This window comes from Mucilaginibacter dorajii (assembly GCF_024808255.1).
GTDB classification, from domain to species: Bacteria; Bacteroidota; Bacteroidia; order Sphingobacteriales; family Sphingobacteriaceae; genus Mucilaginibacter; species Mucilaginibacter dorajii.
Map to the genome: position 1 here is coordinate 1 of NZ_JANTYS010000008.1, position 24,989 is coordinate 24,989.

A 24,989-nucleotide genomic window follows, 5' to 3' on the forward strand; every position below is an offset into this window, starting at 1 on the left:
CCTTGCTGAGAAATTCAACGAAAACAGATAAACATGGAGCCAATACGTTGCAAACATAGAGGCCGCATCATTTGAATTATGATACGGCCTCTTTTTCTATTAAACAGTTCAACCAATAAACTAATGAACCAATTAAATCTTCCCAAAGATCTCGGCTAATTTATCTTCCAGATCATCGCCACGTAGGTTTTTGGCTATGATTTTGCCATTGGGATCTAACAAAAAGTTTTGTGGGATGCCGCGTACAGCATACATATCGGCGGCTTTGCTGTCCCAAAATTTAAGATCAGATACATGGTTCCAGGTAAGGCCATCTTTGTGGATGGCGGCCAGCCACTTGTCTTTGGCGGTTGGCTTATCTAATGAAACTCCTAAAATCGTGAATTTCTGATCTTTATAGTGATTGTATGCTTTTACAACATTTGGGTTTTCCCTGCGGCATGGTCCGCACCATGATGCCCAAAAGTCAATCAATACATACTTACCACGGAACGACGACAGGCTGATCTCTTTGCCGCTTGTATCAGCCTCTGCAAATTCCGGCGCGGTGGCACCTAAGGCAACTGCTTTTATTTTAGGCATCCTATCGGCAAATTTCTTGCCGTCTTCAGTGCTTTTTATAGCCGGGGTTAGTGCATCAAACAGCGGTTTGATATCTACGTAATCGGCGCTGTATGCAAATGATTCTATAGCGTTTAAGCTGATGTAAGAGTCAGGGTGCTCGGTAATAAATTTCTTGTCGATAGAAGCACTTAGCGCTTCAGCGGCTTTTTCATCAGCCTTAGCCTGTTTTTTAAACTCGGGCGAAGCCTTCTGCTCATCGGTGGCTGCTTTTTGTTTATCGTCAATGGCTTTGTAGGCGTCGTTAACAGGCTTTTGGGCTATTTGGTAGGCTTCGTTATCCTGGTTGGTTTTAGGGCCGTCTACCTTGGCATTGGCAAGCAAATCGGCGGTAGTAATGTTAATTACACCGGGCTCCAGGTATATTGAGCGGTAGTCTTCTGCACTCGCAGTACCGGTACCTTTAGGGTTAAATAGCAGGTACGCACTAAGCGGAGCAGCACCGGCCTTGCCGGTAAACTGGAACTTACCATTGGTAACCACTGTCGAATCGATTTGTGATTTGCCTTTGGCTATTCTGTATTCCAGGTAAACCTTGGCTGGTGCGTTTACTTCGCCAATTTTACCCTGTATGGTGTATTTTGCATCCTGTGCAAAAGAGAGGGCCGGCAAAGCAGCCAGCGTTAATAATAATATTTTTTTCATGTCAGTAAACTTAATACCGCAAGATAGGGAAAAAGTTGATTGGTTGATTGAGTTGGATTAAGTTGATTTTGAGAGTGGTTGATTGAGTTGATTAGGTTAATTGGTTGATTCAGTTTGGATACTTATCCAACCAATCTAACTCAATAAACTTAATCCAACTCAATCAACCTAATCAACCACTCACCAAACTATATCTTCCCAAACAACTCCTGTAGCTTGGCATCCAAATCGGCACCGCGAAGGTTTTTGGCTATAATCTTGCCATCGGGGCCAATCAGGTAATTTTGGGGGATAGATGTTATGGAGTAAAGGGCAGCAACATCGTTATTCCAGAATTTAAGGTCAGATACCTGTGTCCAGTCCAGTCCGTCGTTTTTAATAGCAGCAAGCCAGGCAGCTTTACCATCGGCCTTATCTAATGACACACCCAATACCGTAAAGTTTTTTGCTTTGTATTTGTTATAGTTACGCACCACATTAGGGTTTTCCTGTCTGCAAGGGCCACACCATGAAGCCCAAAAATCAAGTAAAACATACTTGCCCCTAAACGAAGAAAGCTTAACTGGTACACCGTTGACATCATTTTGCGTAAAATCGGGCGCTAATGAACCCACCGCGGTAAATTTTAAGGCATCAAGCTGCTTTTTTAACACCTTGCCTGCTTCAGTTTCCCTAACTTCAACCGATAGGGAATTGAACAATGGCTCAATCTCCTGTGGATCTGGCGATGGGCCACCTACCGAACTTAGGGCCAACAAGCTTAAATAGCTTTTGGGGTTATCGGTAATAAAGGTTTTTAACGTATAGCTCTCTAAGGTTTGCAGCGCCTTATATTTAGCCTGGATGCTGTTTTGGAAAGTGGCGGATTTCTTTTGCTCGGGTGTTGCCGCATTAACTTCGGCCATTAATCGCTCGCCCTTCATATTAATACCTTTTAGCTGCCCCTGCAGTTTCGCGTTATCTATATTTAGCTGCGAACCTTCAATTTGAGCTTTAGATACCGAATCTTTACTGGTGATGGTGATTGTACCTTTGTCAATAAAAAAGTTAAGATTATCTGCGTTTTTGGCAAGGGCACGCCCATCCGAATATTGTTGGGTGAATTTTTCGATACCCACCCCTTTGTAATCAACAACTAAGCTTGCATTAACAGGGTTAAGCATTTTGCCGGTAAAGCTAAAAGCGCCGTTCACAAGATCGGCCGAGTCGATGATGCTATTTGCGCCTAATTGGTAGGATAAGTAAATTTTAGCGGGTGCACTGGTAGTGCCTAATTTGCCGTTAATAGTAAAGTTATCAAGATTTTGAGCGAATGCCATTGCAGGCACAATAGCTATGAACAATAAAAGAAATTTCTTCATCAGAATATAAAAACTGTAAGGATTGTTAACGTTAAAATCAGTGTATAATTGTGATTATCAGTTTAATTTTTGATAAGTACGCCACCAAAGGTCGGGCAACTCGCCCGATGTAGCGGTTTTATAATCGGCGTAGCTGCATGGTACCAGGTGAAAACGCTCATTACGCGACCCACCTGATGGGTAAGGTACCTGCATCCACCATCTGTCTGATTTTTTGCTTTTTACAAATACCACTTCCTGGTCTTCATGTTTCAGGCTGGTTTTATAAATCAAATATTGCGATTTTGGATTGAGCGGGAAATCGCGCTTGCGACCATAAAAACCATCAATAAAATACCAGATCATTTGCGCCATCAACATCGCGGTTTGTCCGTTGCTATCATAAGCCGGGTTAAATTCGTAGAAACCGATAGAGGTGAGTTTGTCATTAAAACCCGCGTAACGACAGATCTGGCAGGCTTCCTGGCCGTTAAAGCCATTGGGGGTTGCATTGGCATTGCCCATAGCATCTGACGAGCGAATGGCGCCCATATCAAAACTGATCATGCTGGCATTGCGAATGGCCGGCTCAGTAACGGCTATATTGCCCGCTAACTCGCCAAGGCGATGAACATCAAAGTAAAGCTTATCCATTACCCGCAGGCTTTCCTGGCTGGCAAAGTAGGTTTGGTAACCCAGGTTGCTGTAGTTAAACAGGTAATTAGGTTCGTGCAGAAATATTTTATTGAGATAGGATTGCGAGGTGGTTTCTATGCTGTCGCCCATTTCATCTTCATCCAGATCAAAGCGCGAATCGACGATTACCAGGTCAACCTTTTGTTCAAGGTCTTCGTAACCGAGGTATTGGGCATAGGTAAGGTCCTGCCCGCCACCAATAATGATCGGTAAAATATCTTTTTTGATGAGTTCAGATACCGCTGTTTTAAGAGCGAAATAGCTATCCTTAACTGTAGCACCGGCCTTTATATTTCCTAAATCAACAATCTTTAGGTTATAGCCACCCTCGTTTAGCTGGTAAAGTTTTTCGCGAATGTAATCAGGGGCAAGTCCGCATCCCTGGTTTTCCACGGCGTTACGGTCGTCCATAACACCGATGATGGCCAGGTCGGTTTTTTCTTCCAGATCAGGAAAGTCGACACTGTAATGCACAATTTTATCGCCAAGCTGGCTGGTATAATACCCCTTTTTAGGAGTGATCTTTTTAAGATCAATAGGTGTAAAAAAATCAGCTAAGGACATTAATTATTAATTTGAAAATGTGTCAATTTGAAGATTTGAAAATGAACCATCTGTGCAAAGATGCAAATTCACATCAGTAAATCTGCAACTTCACTTCATACTTATGAATTTTCAAATCCTTAAATTAAAATGATATTGTGCACTTTTACATTTTCAAATCGGCACATTTTCAAATTTTCAAATCAAGATGATTCTTATAACTGGCGCAACGGGTTTTTTGGGGGCCGAACTGGCTAAACTGCTGGTTACAATGGGCAATAACATTCGCTGTACCAAACGGACTACCTCTATCATACCTGTATTGCTTGCGCCCTTTAAGGCACAGATTGAGTGGGTTGATGCCGATCTGCTGGATATCTTTGCCCTGGAAAACGCGCTTGAGGGAATAACACAGGTTTATCATTGCGCTGCCTGGGTATCATTAAAGGCGGCAGATAAAGAACCGATGATTAATACCAATGTTACCGGAACAGCCAATCTGGTTAATTTATGTATTGAAAGAGGCGCAAGAATGGTACATGTAAGTTCGATTGCGGCGATTGGCCTGGCTAAGCCCGGCGAACTGACCACCGAGAATCACCATCTCGAAGAATCTGCCGAAAATGACGGCTATGCCATATCCAAGCTGGAAAGCGAAATGGAAGTATGGCGTGGCATTGCCGAAGGGCTTGACGCCGTAATTGTAAACCCATCACTCATTATAGGAGCAAGCGCGGGCAAACAAGGGAGCGGCGTATTTTTTGAAACCATTCGCAAAGGGCTTAAATTTTATACCATCGGCAGCATTGGTTTTGTTGATGTGGAGGATGTTGCCAAATGCATGATCGCTGTAATGAATAGCGACATTACCGCAGAACGATACGTGATCAGTGCCGAAAATTATAATTATAAAGATATCACTACCGAGGTGGCTAATGGCTTTGGCATTAAGCCACCTGCTATATTGGCTAAGTCATGGGTTATGGAAGTAGCCTGGCGCGTTGCCGCGTTTGTTGGCACTATAACAGGTAAAGCGCCTGCTATAGATAAGACGTCGGCACAAACGGCCTCATTAAACCGGGATTTTGATAACTCAAAAATCAAGGATGCCATTGGTATTGAGTTTAAACCGATAAGCAAAACCATCTTGGAAATTGTAGAAGTGTTGAAGTAAGGTTACAAGGCAAACTAAAAAAACTCTACTTATTCTATCAATAAAATTTTTCGCACATTTGCACCCAAGATGGAGCAGTACTTTATTATTGATTTCGACAGCACGTTCACACAGGTTGAAGCTCTTGACGAGCTGGCCCGCATTTCCCTCAAAAACCACCCCGACCGTGAGGGTATTTACAAACAGATAGAAGATTTAACCAATGCCTCGATGGAAGGCCGGTTATCCTTTACCCAAAGCCTGGAAGCGAGGGTTAAATTACTGTGTGCCAATCGCGATCACTTAAAACAACTGATCAGTCATCTTAAAAAAAAGGTATCAACATCATTTTCCCGTAATACTATTTTCTTCAAAAATCACCAGGATGAGGTTTTGATCGTATCCGGCGGCTTCAAGGAGTTTATTACGCCTGTTGTTACCGAATATCATATCAAAAAAGAAAACATATACGCCAATACCTTTGAGTTTGATGAGGAAGGCAATATCATTGGTTATGATCGTACCAACCCTCTTTCACAGGAAGGCGGTAAGGTAAAATTGCTGAAAGAACTTCAATTACCCGGCGATATTTATGGTATAGGCGATGGTTATTCTGATTTCCAATTGAAGGAGTCGGGTATGATTAAAAAGTTTTATGCCTTTACTGAAAACATTGAACGTAAATCTGTTGCCGAGAAGGCAGATCACGTTACCCCAAGTTTCGACGAGTTTCTGTATCTCAATAAACTGCCCCGCGCTATATCGTACCCCAAAAACCGCATTAAATGTTTGGTAGTTGGTGCTATTGACGAGGAAGCACAGGCGCAAATGAAAAAGGAAGGCTACAACATTCGTAACCGCGAAGAGGTTGAAGACAAATATTTAGAGGAAGCCGGTGTTTTATTTTGCGATGAAGACCATCAGCCAAGTCCCGAGCAGGTACAAAATGCAGGCAGGTTAAAGGTGATTGGTATTTTTGGTAAGTGCAGCCACAAACTGGCCGATGCGGCGACCGAAAACGGCATCATCATATTTGATGATCCAAGGCACAATCCTCACAATAATGATTTTATCCCCAAAAGGGTGATGGCTTTCATGAACGAAGGCAAAACGCATACCAGCTGTAACTTCCCGGATTTGCAGCCACCGCGGGTAAACAACGCGCACCGCTTAATCCATATCCACAAAAACGTACCTGGTATCCTTGCAAAGATCAATGATGTGTTTGCCCGCCATAACATCAACATAGTGGGCGAGTTTTTGGTAACCAACCCGCAAATAGGCTACGTTATTACCGATGTAAATACCGGTTACGATACCGAAGTATTAAACGAACTGAAAGCCATTGAGCATACTATAAAGTTCAGGTTGCTGTATTAATTGTTCTGTTGCGAGGCTCGGGTTGTGAGGTTCGTGTTATCTTACACTATTTAATCTCAAACTATACCACCCGAACCCCGCAACACGTACCCCGAACCTGATCACCCTGCAAATGGCACAACTAATACCGGTATGGGCGAATGACGTACAACATCTTCGGCTACACTGCCCATAAGTAGCCTGTCGAGGCCTGAGCGGTTATGAGTTCCTAAAACAATCAGATTGGCTCCAAACTGTTTGGCGCAGTTAATTATTCCGTTGGCTGTTACGTCAAACTCTGTGAACGAGGTTACTTCAAGATCACCTGCGTATTCCCTTTTTATTCCATCAATTACCAGGGACGACTGTTTAGCTTGTATATCAAGAAGCTCGGCCTGTTCAACACCCAGCGTGGTGCCCATGGACATACCTGTTAAGCTATCGCTCGGGTCGGGCTGAAAAATCATTGGCTCAATAATGTGGACAAGGCCAACTACAGCGTTATAGCTGTGTGCTATATCAAAGCCATAGGCCGCGGCATTGCGGGCGTAGGCGCTATCGTCAATGCCAATTAATATTTTGCTGATTTTCATGATGTTTAAAGATTGTCTGATAAGAAATAAGACACTTGCAAAGCCAAAAAGTTTTCTTTCTGGTGCTTTAATCCATAATTGTCGCCCAAGCCAATTTTATTACCTTTGGTTATGCAATTCTCGCCCGAAATTGAAGAGCGCTTAGCGCAGCTACAGGAAAAATACGAGGCCATGGGGCAGGATATGAACTCGTATCTTGACGGGCTCCTATATGCCGATTTTTTAACCTATTGGGATTATATCCACCTGGACACCTTATTAAGCCTCCAAAGCCCTAAAACGCCTTTTCCCGACGAAGAAATTTTTATTATCTACCACCAGATCACCGAGCTGTATTTTAAGCTTGCTTTGCACGAGTGCGAGCAGATAGCCACAGCGAAGCCTTTAACCGTTGAATTTTTAACAGCACGGTTGAAACGCATCAATCGTTATTTTGGCGCATTAACCCAATCATTTGAGATTATGGTTGATGGGATGGAAAAGGAGCAATTCCTGAAGTTCCGGATGTCATTGTTACCTGCCAGCGGTTTCCAATCGGGGCAGTACCGGATGATCGAGATCTACGCTACCGACTTTATCAACCTGGTAACCAAAGATAAACGCGAAGAGTTGCGCAATGCATCCATAGAAGAACAATTTGAATACCTGTACTGGAAGTTTGGCGCTACCGAACTATCGACAGGCAAAAAAACGTTAACCCTTAAGCAGTTCGAGAAAAAGTACGCCAAAGCTTTCATCGAATTAGGAAAAGCTGCTGTCAATTACAACTTTAATACGCTTGCCCTGCAATTTGAAGCAACGGGCCAACTAACTCCAGAATTAAAAACAGAGTTGCGCCAGTTAGATGTGAACGTAAACGTGAACTGGCCACTATCGCACTATAAATCTGCCGTACGTTACCTTAACCGCGAACCTGAAGAGATCAAAGCAACAGGCGGTACCAACTGGCAAAAATACCTACCTCCGCGCTTTCAGAAACGCATTTTTTACCCATCGCTATGGAGCGAAGAAGAGTTGGAAAATTGGGGCAAAGCCTGGGTGGATAGTGTGTTGGGGTAAAGGCTCCTCCAAACCTCCCATGAAAGGAAGACTTATTGGGTGATAATTTCTTCTTCTTTTACTTCTGGGGGTTGAATTTGGCTCAGCGATAGTGGTACAAGTCTTTTGGTTTTCAGATAGGTTATACCTACAATCAGCATAGTCATGCTGCCGCCAAATATTACCGATGGCACGGTGCCTAATAAACGGGCTGCTGTTCCAGACTCAAACGCGCCAATTTCGTTAGATGAGCCAATAAACATTTGATTTACAGCGGATACCCTGCCACGCATATGATCGGGCGTTAATAATTGCATGATAGTACCACGGATAATTACGCTGACACTATCAAATGCGCCTTCTGTAAAGATAAACACCAGCGATAGGTAAAAGCTTTTTGATAAACCGAAACAGATTATAGATAAACCAAAGCCTGTAACGGCTATCAACAGGTTACGCCATGGTTTGCCCATTGGCGAAAAACGGGTCATTACCAGCATGGTAAGGACTGCTCCTAAGGAGGACGTGGCACGCATAATACCCAATCCTTCGGCTCCTACTTTCAGTATTTCGTTGGCAAATACAGGAAGCAAAGCCACTGCACCACCAAAAAATACCGAGAACAGATCAAGACTCATAGCCCCAATCATCATTTTATTGCCAAATACAAATTCAATACCGGCCGAAAGACTCTTCCAGATATTTTCTTTCGGCACAAATACTGGCGGATATTTTCGCAACAGTGCAACTAATACCAATGATACTAAAAGGAAAAAAATGATGCAGCCAAACGTTGCGGTAATACCACTAATGCCGAATAATTTATCGGAGTAGCCGTAAATTAACCCACCCGCAGCCGGGCCGATAATCGACGCCACCTGCCAGCTCGAACTGCTCCAGGTACTGCCATTAGGATAAACTTCTTTGGGAATACTGTGCGCGTAAATAGTAAACGTTGCGGGGCCGTAAAAGGCACGGGCAATGCCGTTACAAAATATCATCACATAAATTACGGGGATGATCCAACCTACATGAATAATGCCGCTCATGCTTTTGAGCGTAACAGTAAACATTACTAATGAAGTAAGTATAACCCCGCTGAATATGAACAGCAGCATTTTACGTTTTTCGGATTTATCGGCAATATACCCGCCGTAAAGCGCAATGCTGATTGCTGGGATAGCCTCACATAAACCGATAAGTCCCAGGGCGAAAGCGCTATGAGTGATCTGGTACATGTAAAAACCGATGACAACGGCTTGCATGGAATATGCAAAGGTGAAACAAAAGCGCATGCCGATGTAAGACCGGAAATCTTTATATCGCAATGCTGCAAAGGAATCTATTTTCTGGGGGGTACTATCGCCTTCTTCGGTCACTTGTTGTTTTGGATGATGCACTGCAAATTTACGACACGATTTTTACGATTTAGCAGGATTGGCAGGATTTTTTTTGATGTGCAGGGGTGCAGATTTCAGATGTGCAGATGAGGCACAAAAAAAGCCGCCTTTGTTGGAAGCGGCTAATCAAACTTACGAAGTTTGACAAACTTCGTAAGTTTTAAAGGACATCAAAAAATCATCTGCACATTTGAAATCTGAAATCTTCACATCTGACTAAAGCCCGTGCTGATCAATCAGGTAGATTAGCGCTGCCATACCTGCACCACCCAATTCAAGTTCGCGTTTGTTTACATTTTCGAATACATCGTTTGGCGTGTGATGGATGTTAAAATACCGCTGAGAATCAGGGCGAAAGCCTATTAATACTACGCCGGGTACAGTTTTTTTCATGGGTTCAATATCTGCACCGGCACCGCCGATAGTTAACTGATCAACTTCATAGGGCTCAAGCAGGGCTTTCCAGTTGGTGTTTACTTTAGCTATAAAATCTTTGGATACATCAGAAAAACTAAACCCACGTGGCGTAAAACCACCTTCGTCGGTTTCAATGGCTGCAATGTGCTCTTCCTTATTTTGGGCGGCAAGTTCGGCGTATTTAAGGCCGCCTCTGTCGCCATTTTCTTCGTTCATGAAAAATACAGCACGAATGGTGTTTTTAGGGTGATAGCCAATAGCTTTAAGCACCCTTAACACTTCGGCCGATTGCATTACACCGGTGCCATCGTCATGCGCGCCTTCGGCAAGGTCCCATGAATCGAGGTGGCCACCTACGGTGATGAATTTGTTGGGGTGCTCGGTGCCGGTTAGCTCGCCTACTACGTTGTACGACAGCGCATCGGGCAGTAACTGGCAGCTTTGTTTAAAGTAGAATTTAGCAGCCGGGAATTTGCGCATTTTAAGCATGGCACTTAGCTTGTTAGCTGCTTTTGTGGAGATAGCCGCCGCCGGGATACTTTTACCATCCTTATCAACTAAGGTGGCACCCGTATGCGGGAAATCGTCGAGCGTACTGCTTAACGAACGGACTATAACGCCTACCGCGCCATATTTGGCGGCTACGGCAGGGCCCATAAAGCGCTGATCACCCGCGGTGCCGTATGCGCGGCCGGTTTCAATAAACCTTTGATCGAAAGCACGGTTAAAGAACACAATTTTACCTTTGATCACCTTCTCGCCCAAAGATTCAACTTCTTTAAGGCTCTGTACCTCAATTACATCGGCGGTGACGCCTTCCTTGGGGGTAGCTACCGTCATGCCTAAAGCGGCGACAGGTACGGGGATACGGGTTTTGCCATCAAAGATAAAGGCGGTTTCCTTTTCGCCGCGTACCCAGTGAGGTACCATAACTTCCTGTAAATAAACCTTATCGAAGCCGTAGCTTTCCATCAGTTTCTTGCTGTATTCAACAGCTTTTTGGGCGTTGGCCGAGCCGCTGATACGCTGACCAATGTTTTTGCACAGGTAGCGCAGGCTTTCATAACTTTTACCGTTTACCAGGGCTTCGTCATAAATTTTGCGGATGGTTAGGGAGTCCTGTTGGGCATGGACAAGGGGGGCGGCCAGCATCGCGGCGCATAATAAAGTAAATGTTTTTTTCATCTATTTTCTGTATGTTTTTGGCAGATAAACGTACTTTTCAGCAACCTGCGGATATCCTCCGGCATACCTTACCATAACCTTTCGATTACCGTTGGCATCCTTTTGAAGTACCTTTTGATCACCTTTCTTTTACAGACCGTTTGGTACGCTCATCAAATAAAGTCAGTCGGAAACAAATTTAATATTTTGGGTGGAAAATGAAAGCCTCAGGAAATCTTATCCCAACTTAGGCCGGCATTATTTGTTTGGAAGGCATGGTGCAGCACCTGGTTTTCGGGCAGGGCCAGTTGAGGGTCTTTGGCAAAAATCTGCTCTACCGTTTTGCGGGCTTTAAACAATAGCTCCTGGTCGGTAGCCAGGTTGGCAACTTTGAGGTCGAGCACGCCGCTTTGTTGGGTGCCATCCAGGTTGCCGGGCCCGCGCAGTTGCAGGTCGATCTCGGAGATCTCGAAACCATTATTGGTTTTCACCATGGTATCCAAACGGATCTTCCCGTCGTGACTCAGCTTATGGCTGCTCATTAAAATACAATAGGATTGCTCAGCACCGCGACCAACCCGCCCACGTAACTGGTGCAATTGCGACAGACCAAACCGCTCGGCATTTTCAATGATCATTACCGAAGCGTTGGGAACGTTAACCCCAACCTCAATAACGGTGGTGGCCACCATAATTTGTGTTTCTCCTTTGATGAAGCGCTGCATCTCAAATTCCTTATCGGCGGCTTTGAGCTTGCCGTGTACCACACTGATCTTATATTCGGGCAAAGGGAACTCGCGCGACATGACCGCGATACCATCCTCCAGGTTCTTCAGATCCAACTTTTCACTTTCCTGGATGAGCGGGTATACAATATAGATCTGCCGACCCAGCGCTATTTCCTTTTTCATAAAACCGAATACCCGCAGGCGCTGGTTATCAAAAAAGTGCAGGGTTTGGATTGGCTTACGCCCGGCGGGTAGCTGATCGATCACCGAGATATCCAGATCGCCGTATAAAGTCATGGCCAGGGTGCGGGGGATGGGGGTGGCTGTCATCACCAAAACATGGGGTGGAATGATATTTTTGCGCCATAGTTTGGACCTTTGTTCTACCCCAAAGCGGTGCTGCTCATCAATCACCACAAAGCCCAGGTTTTTGAATTGTACCTTATCCTCAATAAGGGCATGGGTGCCTATCAGTATTTTGAGCTCGCCGCTTTCCAGCTTCTGATGTAATACCTTGCGGTCTTTTTGCTTGGTAGAGCCGGTAAGCAGGGCAACCTCAATAAAGCCATCGCCCACCAGGTTAAACACGGTTTGAAAATGCTGGGTAGCCAAAATTTCGGTAGGGGCCATAATACAGGCCTGGAAACCGTTATCAACCGCTATCAGCATACTCATGAGCGCTACAACGGTTTTGCCGCTGCCCACATCGCCCTGTAACAGGCGATTCATTTGTACGCCGCGCTGGGTATCCTGCCGTATCTCTTTTAAAACCTTTTTTTGCGGCGGGGTGAGTTCAAAAGGTAATTTATGGTGATAAAAATCATTAAAGTAATGGCCTACTGTGCCAAATACATTGCCCTTAAACTTTTGGGTATGCAGCAGCTTATTGCGCAGCAGCCTGAGTTGTAACAGGAAAAGCTCCTCAAACTTTAGCCGGTGTAATGCTTCATTGAGCAAATTGGCATCGGCCGGGAAATGGATATTTTTATAGGCCTCGGCCCGGCTGATGAGTTTAAAATGCTGGATGATATACAGCGGCAAATTTTCGAGGATGTCCTTAGCATGCATCCCCAATAAAACCGAGGTTAGCTTTTGAATGCCCTTGCTATCTAACTGAAACTGCTTAAGCTTTTCGGTAGAGTTATATACCGGCTGTAAGGTAGCATTACCCTGCCTTTGCATGGTAGCCGGCGAATACACCTCCATTTCGGGGTGTGCCATTTGGGCCTGCATGTTAAAAAAGCCGGGCTTGCCAAATACAATGTATACTGTACCGGGTATAATGGTTTTCTCTATCCAGTTAATCCCCTTAAACCATACCAGTTCAAGCGTGCCCGTATCATCGCGGGTTTGCACTACCAGGCGCTTGGTATGTTTTTCGCCAACAACCTGCTTACTGATAACCCTTGCCAAAACCTGTACGTAAGGCAAATCGGGGTTAATATCCTTAACCTTATAAAACTTGGTTCTATCAATATACCGGAAGGGGAAATGGCGCAGCAGATCCTCGAAATTGGCCAGGCCCAGTTCCTTTTTCAAAACCTCGGCCCGGGCCTGCCCGGCACCTTTTAAGTATGTGAGTGGTGTTTGAAAAGGATCCATAAAGCGGCAGCCCCTCTAAATCTCCCCTGAAGGGGAGACTTTTATTAGCATGATTTTAAAACTTTTTATTCAAAAGCCCTCCCCTTCAGGGGAGGGTTGGGTGGGGCTTTGAGGCTCTTACTTCACCGCGATAACCGAGATCTCTACATTTACGCCTTTGGGTAAAGCAGATACCTGCACGGTTTCGCGGGCCGGGAAGTTGGAGGTAAAGTATTTACCGTATACTTCATTTACCTGGCCAAAATTGCCAAGGTCGGTTAAAAAGATGCTTGATTTTACCACGTTGGCAAAGCCAATACCGGCCTCGGTTAAAATAGCTTTGATGTTTTCCATTACTAACACGGCCTCGTCGGTAATACCGGTGGTTACCAGTTCGCCGGTGGCAGGGTTAAGGGGGATCTGGCCCGAAACAAATACAAAATTACCGGCTACAGTAGCCTGGCTGTACGGCCCGATAGGTGCAGGCGCGTTATTGGTGTTTATTATTTCCATCATTTTTTAAATATGAACACTTGTATCAGCTTGTAGATGATGCCCGCTAAAAACATCAGGATAGCCAACGCATTTATAAAATGCATAATGCGCAGGTTAATGTTATCTGGCCTGTTGGGATCTTTTTTTCTAAAGAAATACATAATACAAACTTAGTAAAAAAAAAGCCTCACCCAACCCTCTCCAAAGGAGAGGGCTTTTGATTTGCGTGGTTAGTTTCTATTCTGGCTGCCTTCAGTTCGTGGGTATCCGGTAAAAAATATCGAATAATGAATTTCGAATTTCCAACATCGAAGTTTTACTTCATTATTCGATATTGGGCGTTCGGTGTTCGATATTATTATTAAATCTCGGGCGTTATTTTACCCATATCCTCCCGGTTGCCTAAGGTTGCCCCGGTACTTGCAATTACCACTAATATAACTGCGGCATATTCCTGTAGGGACAGGTACTCCTTCAAAAATATCAGTCCACAGATGGCCCCAACTGCGGGTTCCATGCTCATGAGGATGCTGAAGGTTTTGGTGGGGATATATTTAAGACCGTACATCTCTAACGAAAACGGAACAGCGCTGCAAAATAAAGCCAGTGACAGCGCCGGGATGATCATGCCGCTTTTAAAGTTTACCATGGTACCGCTGGTGAAAGCAAAGGGTAATGCCACAAGCAAGGCAAACAGCATCCCTATGGTAACGGCCTGCCTGCCATCTAACACGGCAGATACTTGCCTGCCTAAAACAATATATCCGGCCCAAAATGCGCCTGCAAGCAAGGCCATGCCTGCGCCAAATAAATCGATATTGGTGTTGTTCCACGGTGTCATCAACGCAATGCCACCCGCCGCAAGCAATACCCATAAAAACTCGATGAGCCGTTTTGAACTGAATACTACCAGTAGCAGCGGCCCCATAAATTCAAGCGTAACAGCTATGCCCAGCGGGATGCGGGATAAGGCCAGGTAGTAAATTAAATTCATGGCACCCAAACACAAACCATAAGGGATAACCGCTTTCCATTGCTCCCGGGTTAAGGTTTTTAGGCCGGGCCGGTTTACGGCAAGCAGGATTATGGCCGATAAGCCAATCCGTAGCGTGGCAGTAACTGCCGCGCCAAGCGCCGGGAATAATTCCTTGGCAATAGCAGCCCCTATCTGAACGCTTAATATCGAACCTAAAACCGCTAATAAAGGACGAATGGGGATTTTGTTTTTTTGCATGAATTAACGGGTAACGGCATAAAGATAAATTAAACAAGCTAATCAGTTGGCAGGCTTTTAAAAACGTGACAGGGAGATAGCTTTTAAAATCAAAAGCAGAATAGGGGGCACCTACGGAGCCAAAAAGCAATCGAGAGAATGTCTATAAACACGGGACTCCGCTGGAGTCTGGGAATTATTTTTAGGCTCTGTAGGCGCCTCGTGTTTATAGCATCGTATATCCTTTGTTTTTGGCTCCGTAGGTGCCTCCTAATGAACTTTTGCTTTGTGGCCATTATAAATAGCTTAACTGCCTGCAAATTTCTGTTTTGAGTGGGTTAGTTTTTTTCTTTTCAAAATGAAATAAACTGCTATTAAAATCAATCCATAAAAAATCAGTTGCCCTAAATTTATCAGCCACCAATAAAAATTACTCCACAAATTAAACCCGGCAACCCTTATATCTATAAGCGTCATGGGGATATTTACAATACCCCAAACAGAAATAACAATGATTGTACAGATAAATGACCTGCGAAGCTTCCCGACCCATAATATCTGCGGAAGCAAAATACTTCTGATCAGCAAGGTAAGTGCAGCCCACCAATAGGAGCCAAAGAAACGATTGGTAAACGTATACTGTTCATACTCGCCTCCCGAATAGTAAGCCATAAAAAGCTCCGTTACCCACATTAAAGCGTATATCATCGCCCCTAAAAGCAATACGGTGTTAATGGCTTTTATCAGCGTTGGTTTATCAATTTTAGCCAGTTTGATTTTAAAAAGATTAACCACAACAAGGCACAGAGTTATTACAATAGTTCCGCTAAAAATGGAGGAGGCTATAAGGTTGAGCATGGTGTTTAATAGCATATCTGTTTAGCCTCACCTAAATCCTCTCCAAAGGAGAGGACTTTTGATTTGCGTGTTGGTTATTTTGAATTTTTGACATTTGCTTTTTAAAGCCCTCTCCTTTGGAGAGGGTTGGGTGAGGCCCTACCTCACCGGCTTCGGAAACACCGGCAAACTCTCATGTCCATCCGCATCTACAGCTTGCACCGCGAAAAAGTAATTATCTTTTGAGTAGGCCAGCGTGGCGGTTGTATCGGTTACGTAAAACTTGCGTTCCCAAAAGGCGCTGGTGGTTTCGCGCATCAGTACGTAGTAGCCTGCCGGTTTTTTGCCGGTAGACGGTGCTTCCCAAGTGAGTTTGGTTTTATTGGTAAGGTCGCTGGTTATAATGCCTACCTTTTGTGGCTGGGCAGGTGCCAGGGCCAGGTTAGCCAGTACCGATAGGTTCATGCGGGCTACTTTCTGAATGTAATTAAAATCTACAAAGTCGGGCAGGTCGCCATAGTCAACGCCGTTTTCGGTGCGGATGTTCTGGTGCTGGCGATTGAAATCCTCGTTCATTTCCGTAAAGCGTACAGCGCTAAACCCCTGCTCTAAAAACGGCAGATGGTCGCCGCCGCGCAGGTAGCGGTCGCGGCGGTAAATCAGCTTCACATCCAGCTGGTCAACATAACGTTCGCCGGTTTCCTTGGCATAGCGGGCCAACTCTCGCGATGGACTATCATTCTCGCCCCCTAATGATTTCAACGCAGCCACCTGTTTATCGGTAGCGTTGGTAGGTATTCCATCACTAAACACCCGTACGCTACGGTTATCCTTCAAATCGGTTTCCATACCATGGCTGTTGCCCACAATGTCATTGTTCAGCATGGCATCCACGTTCCAGTTTTCGGCTTTGGCGCGTTTGGCCACATGGTCAGATCCGTATAAACCCTGCTCCTCGGCAGCAACCGCCATAAAAATGATGGTTGCCGGGAAACTGCGTTTAGCCATTACCCTGGCCAGTTCCATGGATAGCGCCGTGCCCGACGCGTCGTCATTAGCACCCGGCTCAACGCCATTGCCGTCCATCACATCGTTAATGCGCGAATCATAATGGCCCGATACCAGGTAAACCCGGGTATCATTTGGGTCGGTACCCTTTAAGGTAGCCAGTATGTTTTTAATCATCACCGGTTTATCAATCCGGCCGCTTTTGGGCTGGGTAAAGGTATCGAAGGCAACGGTCATCCGTCCGTTTGAGGCGGCGGCATAGCGTTCCATTTCGGCTTTGATCCAGTTGCGGGCCGCGCCGATGCCGGTGGTTTTGCTGGTGGTATCGCTTAATACATGCCGGGTTTTAAAGCTTACCAGTTTGCGGATGGTAGCCTCAATGTTTTTAGCAGATACCTCATCAACCATTTGTTTGATCTGCGCATCGGGTTTAATAATGGTTTGTGCCGATGCAGCGGCGGTGATGAGGAGGAGAAGGAGGGTTTTGATGTATTTCATGGTGGTGGTGTTTTCATTTTTCCCTGTAGAGACACATCACATGTGTCTCACGCTGTACAGAGCGAATTTCCATATCCGAATATACCAATACGATTTGCATGCGGGAGACACATGTGATGTGTCTCCCTACATTTGTTACGTATGTAGTCGACGTAATTCGTTCTGCATATATGCGATTACATATAAAATTTCTCAAATCCATTTTTATCCGACAGCCAATTTCTTGGATTTTGAGAAATATATTCCCGGATATTATTGTATTCTTTCTGGTCTCTTATCACCCTATCATAATATCGGGGCTGCCATCCAAATTCTATATTATTTAAAATCGAATATTTTGTTAAAGATCCTTTATAACCCCGTAAAACCGACGCTAAATTATTCCGTTGTGGTCCAAATTTGTTGGGCTCCCAATTGGTTTTGTCGGGTTTATTGAAAAACAATATGCCATGTACGTGATCGGGCATAATCACAAAATCATCCAGTTGCACGTATGGATGAAATTCCGGGATTCTTAGCCAATGCTCATGTGTTGCCTTGCCAATATCGGAATGTTTAATAAAAGCATTATCGGGATCTTCGGGTATTATAACCTCACCAAAATATGGAAGGCGGGGTTTGGTGCAAATGGTTATAAAATATAAACCGTGCGAACCATAATCCCATCCTGAAAGACGGGGTGAATCTGTCCGGTATTTATTTTGAAATTTATCTTCCATTGGTTGAGCATGGTTTGAATGTCCTGTTGGGGACTCTACAGTTCGTTGTTGATTTTTTCCTGTAGAGACACATCACATGTGTCTCCAACTATAAAGGGCGAATTTTCAAGTTCGATTTGCAAGCGGGAGACGGATGTGATCCGTCTCTACGGTTTGTTTATTTTCCTGAGACACATCACATGTGTCTCCAACTATACAGGGCAGATTTTCAAGTTCGATTTGCAAGCGGGAGACGGATGTGATCCGTCTCTACAGAAAAAAACTTTTTACTCCTCTTCCTCACTCGCTTCTTCCAACACCCCTTCGGCCTGTTTAAAATTGCTTTTTACAAAATGGCACCATTGGCATTCTTTTTTGCCGCAGCCGGTGTTAAAATCGTGGGCCATTATTTTGGCATAGGTTTCTGTGATCTGCCCGGTTACCAGCTCAATATCTGCCGGACTGATCACGTATTTTTCCTTATAATATTCGCCTTCGCTTACGGGTTCAACAAAATCAAAAATGGTGTCAATAACTTCCCAATCGTTGGTACGGTCATGGTCTACCAGGATTTTGTAAAAAACGCCCTGGCGCCAGTAATCGCCGCCTTGCGGGGCGTCAAAGGTGGGGCGTAACAGCTTGTCTTTGGCATTTTTTACTTTACCGGTTTTATAATCCACAACGGTTACCTGTTTGCCGTCAAACTCCATTTTATCCAGGTTACCTTTAATAGGTACGCCATTTATTTCGATGTTTTTGATGGGTTTTTCGGTTACGGCTACCTTGTTCCAGCCGTCAACATTTTGCTCGTAGTATGGCGGCAATATCTTTTCGCCGTAGGCTACGCGCAGTTTGTATTCATCTTTGGTGAACGAATCGCGGTTGCGGGCCATGTACCATTTAAACTCGTTCATGAACTGCTCTGTAGACAAAAACTCGTTATCGTTCTCCTTCAGTAAACGATAAGTTTTGTTCAAAGCCCAGTGTACGGCCTGCCCAAACGTGGCCGACGGACTTTTGCCCGATGGCACCCTGATTAAACACTGGAAATAAAACCGCAGCGGGCAATCCAGGTAGTTATTCAAGTGCGTTACCGATAGGGTATAGTTTTGCAGCAACTGGCTGATGTAGTTGGTATCCAATAGCTCCACCTTCGGCTTTTCGGTTTCGCTAAACTGGGTTGCTATAAAGCCGATCATGGCATCGGGCGTAACTTTTGGATACTGTAGCACGGTTGAAGTATTCGCCAATATCTCGCCAATAAACTGTGTGGCCTCATTGTCTTTCCCTTTCTTATCCTTGCCAGCATAAGAGATCATCAGGTTTTGTTTGGCACGGGTTACAGCTACGTAGAACAGGCGACGGGCTTCTTCCTTTTGGGCGATATCATTTGAGCCGGCCTGCGTTAACGTATCGGGCAAACTAAAACCATTGTTGCGGCCCTTGCTATCCCAGGTACGTTTATCGCAGCCGATGAAAAATACGTGTTCAAATTCCAGTCCTTTGGAACCATGGGCGGTTAAAAAGTTAACGCCGTTATCGCTGTAGATGATCTTATTGAGATCGAGCCTGATGCCGTTCTTTTTCATCAGGTCGATGGTGGCTATCAGGTCGGATAGTTTGATATCGGGATTTTTGCGGCTCTCGTCCTTCAAAAAGTCGAAGAAGCTGGATAACATCTGCATGTAGCCGCCCTTGTCGGTTTGCTGCATAATGTATTTGAGGATGCCCATTTTAGCGATCACATCCTGGAAAAAGGCCTGCAACGTAACGTTCACTGCCGATTTTAACAACTCATCAATATTATAAATGAGGTATTTCATTTCGGTATACTTATCCTGCGCAAAAAGGTCGGGCTGAGTGGGTACCTTCAATTCGTGGATATACCTGCGGATGGATGTCCGGTTTTTTTCACGTGTGCCGGGGGCAAAGTTTTCCTGCGATACCGCTATGCTGGCCTTGGCAATTTCGATAGGCGCGATGTTGAAGAAATCATAATGCAGGATCTCAAACAGCAGTTCATCGCCGCTGTAGGGCGAATCAAGTTCCATATCGAGGTAGCGCAAAATATTGATGATCTTTTCGCCAAAGGGCTGGGTAAGGATATCGATTTTGCGTTTGGTGTTTACGGCTATCTTTTGCACCTCCAGGTATTGGATCATTTCTTCTACCTGGCTGTGGTTGCGGTAAATCACCGCTATCTCGCCCGGCTCGGTGCCATTATCAACCAGGTTTTTGATCTGGTCCGATACATCTACCAACTCCTGGTCGGGATTTTCATATTCGCGGATCACAGGCTCAACCGGTATTTGGGCAAAGCGTGGGTGCGATGCCCGCAAGTCTTTATCCAGTTTTAACTGGGTGGTTAAACGCTCAAAGTTATTGTTGATGAGCGCTTTTGAAATATCAAGAATGTGCTGGTTTGAGCGGTAATTGTGCTTCAGTACCACGGTGTGCAGCGTGCTTACATAATCGTTGGCAAAATCGAGGATGTTTTTCATATTGGCACCCTGGAATTTAAAGATCGACTGGTCGTCATCGCCCACCACAAATACGTTGGGTACTTCCCAGTAATTCAGCAAAAAGCGCAGCAGCTCGTTTTGCGATCCGCTGGTATCCTGAAACTCATCCACCAGAATATATTGGTACCGTTCCTGGTATTTGCGCAGGATCTCCTCATTATCGCGAAAGGCACGCAGCACCCAAATGATCATGTCGTCATAATCATAGCGGCCACGGGCTTTCATTTTAAAATCGTAATTCTGGTATTCGCGCACGGCTGCCAGCAGTTTTTTCATCAAATCATGCGCAGCATCAATGTCCTTTTGTTTTGGGTCGCCCACTTTGATGCCGGTTTTGGAGTTGGCACGCTTGTAGGTAAATTCCTCGCGGTTAGGGATATCGTCAAGGTATTCCTGCACCGCCTGCTCAATCATTTCCATGTTCCAGTTTTCACGTTTCATGGTGCTGAACAGGTCTTTAAGGCGCTTGGTATCGTAATACACATCGCCGGTAAAGCGTTTGAGCAGGTGGTCATTATCAAACTCATCCACCAATTCGCGAAACAGCATGGCCGATTCCAGGTCGGACAGCGACTCTAAATTCAGCTTACCAAAATACTCCAGGTTTTCCTGGATGATCTCGTTACAAAAAGCATGGAAGGTATAAATGTTGATGCGGTAAGCATCGGGGCCGATAAACTCAAACAGGCGTTTGCGCATAGCCACCGCGCCGGCATCGGTATAAGTTAAGCACAGGATCTCGTTGGCCAGGGCATCGGTATCGGTTAATATTTTACCTATCCGGGCAGCCAGTATCTGTGTTTTGCCGGTACCAGGGCCAGCCACTACCAACACCGGGCCATCCATTGTATTTACAGCAGCCAGCTGCTCGGGGTTTAATCCGGCCAAAGCTTCCTGAAATTTTTCGTTGTATTTGTTGAACGCAGAATTTTGCATAGATAGTAAAATTACGAAAAGCCTAAAACATTGCTGTAGGTAAAATTTGTGTGTATCATAATTAATATGATATTTATGTAAATAATATCACAATGGAAATACCTTATAACGGCCGCGCGATTGTTGAAGATAATTTTGATTCGGTACGGATAATTATCCCCGCTAAAAGAAATAATGCTACCCTTGCTTTTTTATGCGTTTGGCTTTGCGGCTGGTTTTTTGGGGAGTTTTCGGTTTCCAGTACTGTGTTCACCTCACAACACCACAATGCGCCCGATTTGTTTATGATTGTATGGTTAACAGGGTGGACGCTGGGTGGTTTCTTCGCCCTAAAAACAGCGCTATGGCAACTTGCCGGCAAAGAAATAATTGAAATAGGCAAGGGAACTTTGGAACTTAAAAAGAAAAACGATTGGTTTAGCAAGATTCAAGTTTATGATTTGAATGGCTGTAAAAGCTTTAGGGTGCAGGACGATTCGATCTATAGTAACCAAGGTCGTTTTGGATCGTTGCGGGGATTTAAAGGAGATAGCATAGGCACCATACTATTTGATTATGGTATGAAAACGGTACGATTTGGCGAAGCCGTTGAAGAGGCAGAGGGTAAATACCTATTAGGTATATTGAAAAGTAAAAGGCTGTTGGTTGATAAGAATTTTGAATAATCAGAAGTCGCTTACACATTTCAGACTTGCGAAGTTTTTAAAACTTCGCAAGTCTTTGGCCACTCTATTATTTCTCCATTAAAATTACCTGTTTTTTTAACTCAAAGGGATGACCTTTCCCCGGTGCTTAGTTATTGTTGTTATTACTGCTGCCTTCCTTCAAGTCATCGTTATTGATGGTTTTTTTTGGCTTTTTGGGTTTCTCTACCGATAGGCCGCCAAACTTGTAGCTAAACGTGATCTCGAAGCTACGGTTATGCATTACGTTTAAAGCCGTTTGGTTGATGTTGGCAGAGTTTATTACCGTTGGGATCTTAAATCCATTAGTCAGGAAATTATCGGCACCAATACCTATACTGCCTTTTTTATTGGCGAACTTGCGGTTGAAACTCAAATTATAGATGCCGAAACTGCCTTGGTAGCCCTGTAGCTGAATCTGGCGCGAACGGCGGAAAGCAAATGCCTGGATGGAATATTTATCTGACAGATCGTATCCGCCAAACAAGCGGTAATTAGCTACCCAGCCATGGTTTGTAGCGCGGAAAAGCGGATCAGGGTCCTGGTTGTCCAAATCTAAATAATACATATCTAGACCGCCGTTAAGCGTCAATTTACTGGTAAGCGATAGGTTGGCCGATAGGCTCATACCATAGGCGTTTTGCTTACCCAGGTTTTGGTAATTGGTTTTAATGGTATCACCGCTGCTGGTGCGGATGGTTTGGATAGCATCATTGGTGTTGCGCATAAAAGCCGAGATGTTGAAATGGTTGGCTTTAATGTTGGTACTATAAGCCAGCTCAAAGTTGTTGGTAAACTCCGGCTGCAATGCCGGGTTACCGCTGCTGATGTTCAACGGGTTTGAGGCCTGGATATTCGGGTTCAAAAACTCGATAGATGGGCGCTGGATGCGGCGGTTATAGCCCAACTTGATCATATCGCCATTGTCGAATTTTTTGCTGATGTTCAAACTGGGTACCAGGATGCCGTAATCCGGGATGTTTACAGATGATCCGGTTTGGAAATCGGCATTGATGGTGGTGTACTCGTAACGGGTACCTGCCTTAATGGTATAATTTTTAAACGGGTTAAACGTAAACGATACATAACCTGCCGCAACGTTTTGCTTGTAATTAAACGAGTTTGACAGGCTTGAAGATGCCAAAGGCTGATAGTTAAGCGTACCATCGGCTGCCGATAGGTAAGTGTAGTCGCTGGTTACGGTACGTACAATATCCTTGGCACCAAATTCTAACAGCGTATTTTTAAAAAGCGGGGTTTGGTAATCAGCTTCGAGGGTAAGCTCCTTGTTTACGCTGTTGTTATTGTTTTTTAATCCGCCGGTTGTAGAGCCATCATCCTGGTTAAGAAAAATGTTTTCGAAATTGTTGTGGCGGTTATTCTGGCTGTACTCGGTTAAAAAACTAAACTCGCGTTGAGGCTTTTTGCCGGTAAGGGTATATGTTAAAGTTGCATCAACCGATGTAGAATTTGCGGTGATCTTATTTGTTTGTAACGATGTGCCGGTTAATGCATCGTTGAGGTAGCTGTTAGTTGAAAAATTGTCCTGCGTGGTAGGGCGTGCATTGGCACCAAATACCACACCCAGGCTAAGGGAATTGTGCTCGTTAATATCATAATCCAAACCGGCGTTATACCGCGCAAATAAAAATTTATTATGGGTATTGGCCGATTGGCTGGTACGTGAAACATCGCCCGTGCTCAAATCGGTAACAGTTTGGTCGTTGGTAAATTCCCCGGGGATGTTATAACCCCCGCGACCAAATCCGCCCAAAGAGAAATTCAGCTTGCCGGTTTTGTAATTACCGTTCAAGCCCAAACCAGCACCACGTGTGCCTGCCGATGAATTAACGTTAAGAGTCATCCCCTGTAAGGTATTTTGCTTAAGGATGATGTTGATAATACCTCCGCTTCCTTCGGCATCATACTTGGCCGATGGCGAGGTAATTACCTCCACGCTTTTGATCAGATCGGCGGGGATCTGTTTCAATGCATCAGAAATACTTGCCGATGCCATTGACGATGGTCGGCCATTAATCAACACTTTAATGTTTGAGCTGCCGCGCACGCTCACGTTGCCATCCAGGTCGACAGATACCATAGGTACACGTTTCATTACGTCGGTGGCATCGCCGCCGCGGGCGGTAAGGTCGTTTTCGGCATTGTATACGGTGCGGTCAATCTTTTCTTCAATGATTGCCTTTTTGGCGGTAACCTGCACCTCATTTAATAACTTGCTATTGGGGGCAAGTAATATCCGGCCCAACTTTAAAGTACCGCCATCTATTTTAATATTACTGATGGTTTTATTGGCATAACCTAAAAAGTTGATGCGCAGGCGGTAAGTTCCCGCAGGTAATTTATCAACAGTGAATTTACCATCGGTAGCACTCACGGTTCCGTTTATAATTTTACCGGTTGCCTGGTCAAGTACGGTTATGGTAGCGTAATCCACCGGTTTTTGGCTCAGCGAATCGATCACTGTACCGGTAATGCCGGCACTGGCGTCGGTGATTATGTTGGTTGCTTTTACCAGGGTAAAAGGCAGCAGGAGCAATATCAGCAGGTATAATTTTAGTTTCATGCCGCAAATAAAACACACCCGCGCGGGTTACTAAAACGCAATAGACCGGCGCAACAAAATAATCGACGATAGCCCAAATCATCCGGACGGAAGCTTGTTTAAGCCGGATGAACAGCGTTTCATCGGCACAAACGGGTTGTTAGTCTATAAATAAGAGGGAAAGGGCCGGGAAGGGTCTACGGTGATACTATGCGGCCACGGTACCCCCGGGGTAGTCATGCTGAATTTATTTCAGCA

At 44.8% G+C, this 24,989-nt stretch carries 19 protein-coding genes; 4 read left to right on the top strand and 15 right to left on the bottom strand.

The features are described 5' to 3' along the window. Window positions 1–132: 132 nt before the first annotated feature. The 3 genes from FHS10_RS12255 to FHS10_RS12265 all read right to left on the bottom strand — a co-directional run bounded on the left by FHS10_RS12255 (window position 133) and on the right by FHS10_RS12265 (window position 3,866). Entirely contained in the window at window positions 133–1,266 is a 1,134-nt protein-coding gene (locus FHS10_RS12255) for a TlpA disulfide reductase family protein (protein WP_259090974.1), read from the bottom strand. A 188-nt stretch (window positions 1,267–1,454) separates the two neighbouring features. Next, window positions 1,455–2,627 (bottom strand): TlpA disulfide reductase family protein, encoded by a 1,173-nt coding sequence (locus tag FHS10_RS12260; RefSeq protein ID WP_259090976.1) that lies wholly within the window; start codon window positions 2,625–2,627, stop codon window positions 1,455–1,457. 57 nt (window positions 2,628–2,684) lie between these two features. Next, entirely contained in the window at window positions 2,685–3,866 is a 1,182-nt protein-coding gene (locus FHS10_RS12265; protein WP_259090981.1) for a formimidoylglutamase, read from the bottom strand. Window positions 3,867–4,053: 187 nt separating this feature from the next. Between FHS10_RS12265 and FHS10_RS12270 the strand changes: the two genes are divergently transcribed. Further along, window positions 4,054–5,019, top strand: coding sequence for an NAD-dependent epimerase/dehydratase family protein (locus FHS10_RS12270; RefSeq protein WP_259090983.1), 966 nt, complete (start codon window positions 4,054–4,056; stop codon window positions 5,017–5,019). Window positions 5,020–5,088: 69 nt separating this feature from the next. Then, window positions 5,089–6,378, top strand: coding sequence for an HAD-IB family phosphatase (locus tag FHS10_RS12275; RefSeq protein ID WP_259090988.1), 1,290 nt, complete (start codon window positions 5,089–5,091; stop codon window positions 6,376–6,378). 101 nt (window positions 6,379–6,479) lie between these two features. Here FHS10_RS12275 and FHS10_RS12280 read toward each other — a convergent pair whose 3' ends face one another. Beyond that, the gene (locus tag FHS10_RS12280) at window positions 6,480–6,950 is read right to left on the bottom strand and encodes a universal stress protein (protein WP_259090989.1); all 471 of its coding nucleotides are present in this window, start codon (window positions 6,948–6,950) and stop codon (window positions 6,480–6,482) included. 111 nt (window positions 6,951–7,061) lie between these two features. Between FHS10_RS12280 and FHS10_RS12285 the strand changes: the two genes are divergently transcribed. After that, entirely contained in the window at window positions 7,062–8,009 is a 948-nt protein-coding gene (locus FHS10_RS12285) for a tryptophan 2,3-dioxygenase family protein (protein WP_259091496.1), read from the top strand. 32 nt (window positions 8,010–8,041) lie between these two features. Here FHS10_RS12285 and FHS10_RS12290 read toward each other — a convergent pair whose 3' ends face one another. The 10 genes from FHS10_RS12290 to FHS10_RS12335 all read right to left on the bottom strand — a co-directional run bounded on the left by FHS10_RS12290 (window position 8,042) and on the right by FHS10_RS12335 (window position 21,485). Beyond that, a complete protein-coding gene (locus FHS10_RS12290; protein WP_259090991.1) occupies window positions 8,042–9,367 on the bottom strand; it encodes an MFS transporter in 1,326 nt (441 codons plus the stop codon). A 237-nt stretch (window positions 9,368–9,604) separates the two neighbouring features. After that, the gene (locus FHS10_RS12295) at window positions 9,605–10,990 is read right to left on the bottom strand and encodes a M20/M25/M40 family metallo-hydrolase (protein ID WP_259090993.1); all 1,386 of its coding nucleotides are present in this window, start codon (window positions 10,988–10,990) and stop codon (window positions 9,605–9,607) included. A 206-nt stretch (window positions 10,991–11,196) separates the two neighbouring features. Next, complete coding sequence (gene recG, locus FHS10_RS12300) at window positions 11,197–13,299, bottom strand: ATP-dependent DNA helicase RecG (protein WP_259090995.1); 2,103 nt, start codon at window positions 13,297–13,299, stop codon at window positions 11,197–11,199. A gap of 117 nt (window positions 13,300–13,416) precedes the next feature. Next, a complete protein-coding gene (locus tag FHS10_RS12305) occupies window positions 13,417–13,794 on the bottom strand; it encodes a RidA family protein (RefSeq protein WP_259090997.1) in 378 nt (125 codons plus the stop codon). Further along, a complete protein-coding gene (locus FHS10_RS12310; RefSeq protein ID WP_259090999.1) occupies window positions 13,791–13,934 on the bottom strand; it encodes a DUF6728 family protein in 144 nt (47 codons plus the stop codon). The genes FHS10_RS12305 and FHS10_RS12310 overlap by 4 nt, the downstream gene beginning before the upstream one ends. A gap of 200 nt (window positions 13,935–14,134) precedes the next feature. Next, entirely contained in the window at window positions 14,135–15,007 is an 873-nt protein-coding gene (locus FHS10_RS12315) for an EamA family transporter (protein WP_259091000.1), read from the bottom strand. Between the two features lie 285 nt (window positions 15,008–15,292). After that, window positions 15,293–15,844 (bottom strand): hypothetical protein, encoded by a 552-nt coding sequence (locus tag FHS10_RS12320; protein ID WP_259091002.1) that lies wholly within the window; start codon window positions 15,842–15,844, stop codon window positions 15,293–15,295. 138 nt (window positions 15,845–15,982) lie between these two features. Continuing rightward, window positions 15,983–17,329: a M20/M25/M40 family metallo-hydrolase gene (locus tag FHS10_RS12325; RefSeq protein ID WP_259091003.1), complete on the bottom strand. Its 1,347-nt coding sequence runs from the start codon at window positions 17,327–17,329 to the stop codon at window positions 15,983–15,985. A gap of 176 nt (window positions 17,330–17,505) precedes the next feature. Continuing rightward, window positions 17,506–18,048 (bottom strand): transposase, encoded by a 543-nt coding sequence (locus tag FHS10_RS12330; protein WP_259091005.1) that lies wholly within the window; start codon window positions 18,046–18,048, stop codon window positions 17,506–17,508. Window positions 18,049–18,314: 266 nt separating this feature from the next. Further along, window positions 18,315–21,485: an ATP-dependent helicase gene (locus tag FHS10_RS12335; protein WP_259091006.1), complete on the bottom strand. Its 3,171-nt coding sequence runs from the start codon at window positions 21,483–21,485 to the stop codon at window positions 18,315–18,317. A 92-nt stretch (window positions 21,486–21,577) separates the two neighbouring features. Here FHS10_RS12335 and FHS10_RS12340 point away from each other — a divergent pair, with 92 nt between their 5' ends. Next, the gene (locus FHS10_RS12340) at window positions 21,578–22,150 is read left to right on the top strand and encodes a hypothetical protein (protein WP_259091008.1); all 573 of its coding nucleotides are present in this window, start codon (window positions 21,578–21,580) and stop codon (window positions 22,148–22,150) included. A 127-nt stretch (window positions 22,151–22,277) separates the two neighbouring features. Here the strand turns inward: FHS10_RS12340 and FHS10_RS12345 are convergent, their stop codons facing one another. Continuing rightward, window positions 22,278–24,752, bottom strand: coding sequence for a TonB-dependent receptor domain-containing protein (locus tag FHS10_RS12345; RefSeq protein ID WP_259091009.1), 2,475 nt, complete (start codon window positions 24,750–24,752; stop codon window positions 22,278–22,280). Window positions 24,753–24,989: the final 237 nt, after the last annotated feature.

Coding starts and splice junctions, on each gene's coding strand:
- FHS10_RS12330 (WP_259091005.1), bottom strand. CDS start 18,048: ATGGAAGATAAATTTCAAAATAAATACCGGACAGATTCACCCCGTCTT.
- FHS10_RS12270 (WP_259090983.1), top strand. CDS start 4,054: ATGATTCTTATAACTGGCGCAACGGGTTTTTTGGGGGCCGAACTGGCT.
- FHS10_RS12275 (WP_259090988.1), top strand. CDS start 5,089: ATGGAGCAGTACTTTATTATTGATTTCGACAGCACGTTCACACAGGTT.
- FHS10_RS12305 (WP_259090997.1), bottom strand. CDS start 13,794: ATGATGGAAATAATAAACACCAATAACGCGCCTGCACCTATCGGGCCG.
- FHS10_RS12295 (WP_259090993.1), bottom strand. CDS start 10,990: ATGAAAAAAACATTTACTTTATTATGCGCCGCGATGCTGGCCGCCCCC.
- FHS10_RS12315 (WP_259091000.1), bottom strand. CDS start 15,007: ATGCAAAAAAACAAAATCCCCATTCGTCCTTTATTAGCGGTTTTAGGT.
- FHS10_RS12285 (WP_259091496.1), top strand. CDS start 7,062: ATGCAATTCTCGCCCGAAATTGAAGAGCGCTTAGCGCAGCTACAGGAA.
- FHS10_RS12325 (WP_259091003.1), bottom strand. CDS start 17,329: ATGAAATACATCAAAACCCTCCTTCTCCTCCTCATCACCGCCGCTGCA.
- FHS10_RS12340 (WP_259091008.1), top strand. CDS start 21,578: ATGGAAATACCTTATAACGGCCGCGCGATTGTTGAAGATAATTTTGAT.
- FHS10_RS12265 (WP_259090981.1), bottom strand. CDS start 3,866: ATGTCCTTAGCTGATTTTTTTACACCTATTGATCTTAAAAAGATCACT.
- FHS10_RS12310 (WP_259090999.1), bottom strand. CDS start 13,934: ATGTATTTCTTTAGAAAAAAAGATCCCAACAGGCCAGATAACATTAAC.
- FHS10_RS12260 (WP_259090976.1), bottom strand. CDS start 2,627: ATGAAGAAATTTCTTTTATTGTTCATAGCTATTGTGCCTGCAATGGCA.
- FHS10_RS12345 (WP_259091009.1), bottom strand. CDS start 24,752: ATGAAACTAAAATTATACCTGCTGATATTGCTCCTGCTGCCTTTTACC.
- FHS10_RS12280 (WP_259090989.1), bottom strand. CDS start 6,950: ATGAAAATCAGCAAAATATTAATTGGCATTGACGATAGCGCCTACGCC.
- FHS10_RS12335 (WP_259091006.1), bottom strand. CDS start 21,485: ATGCAAAATTCTGCGTTCAACAAATACAACGAAAAATTTCAGGAAGCT.
- recG (WP_259090995.1), bottom strand. CDS start 13,299: ATGGATCCTTTTCAAACACCACTCACATACTTAAAAGGTGCCGGGCAG.
- FHS10_RS12320 (WP_259091002.1), bottom strand. CDS start 15,844: ATGCTCAACCTTATAGCCTCCTCCATTTTTAGCGGAACTATTGTAATA.
- FHS10_RS12255 (WP_259090974.1), bottom strand. CDS start 1,266: ATGAAAAAAATATTATTATTAACGCTGGCTGCTTTGCCGGCCCTCTCT.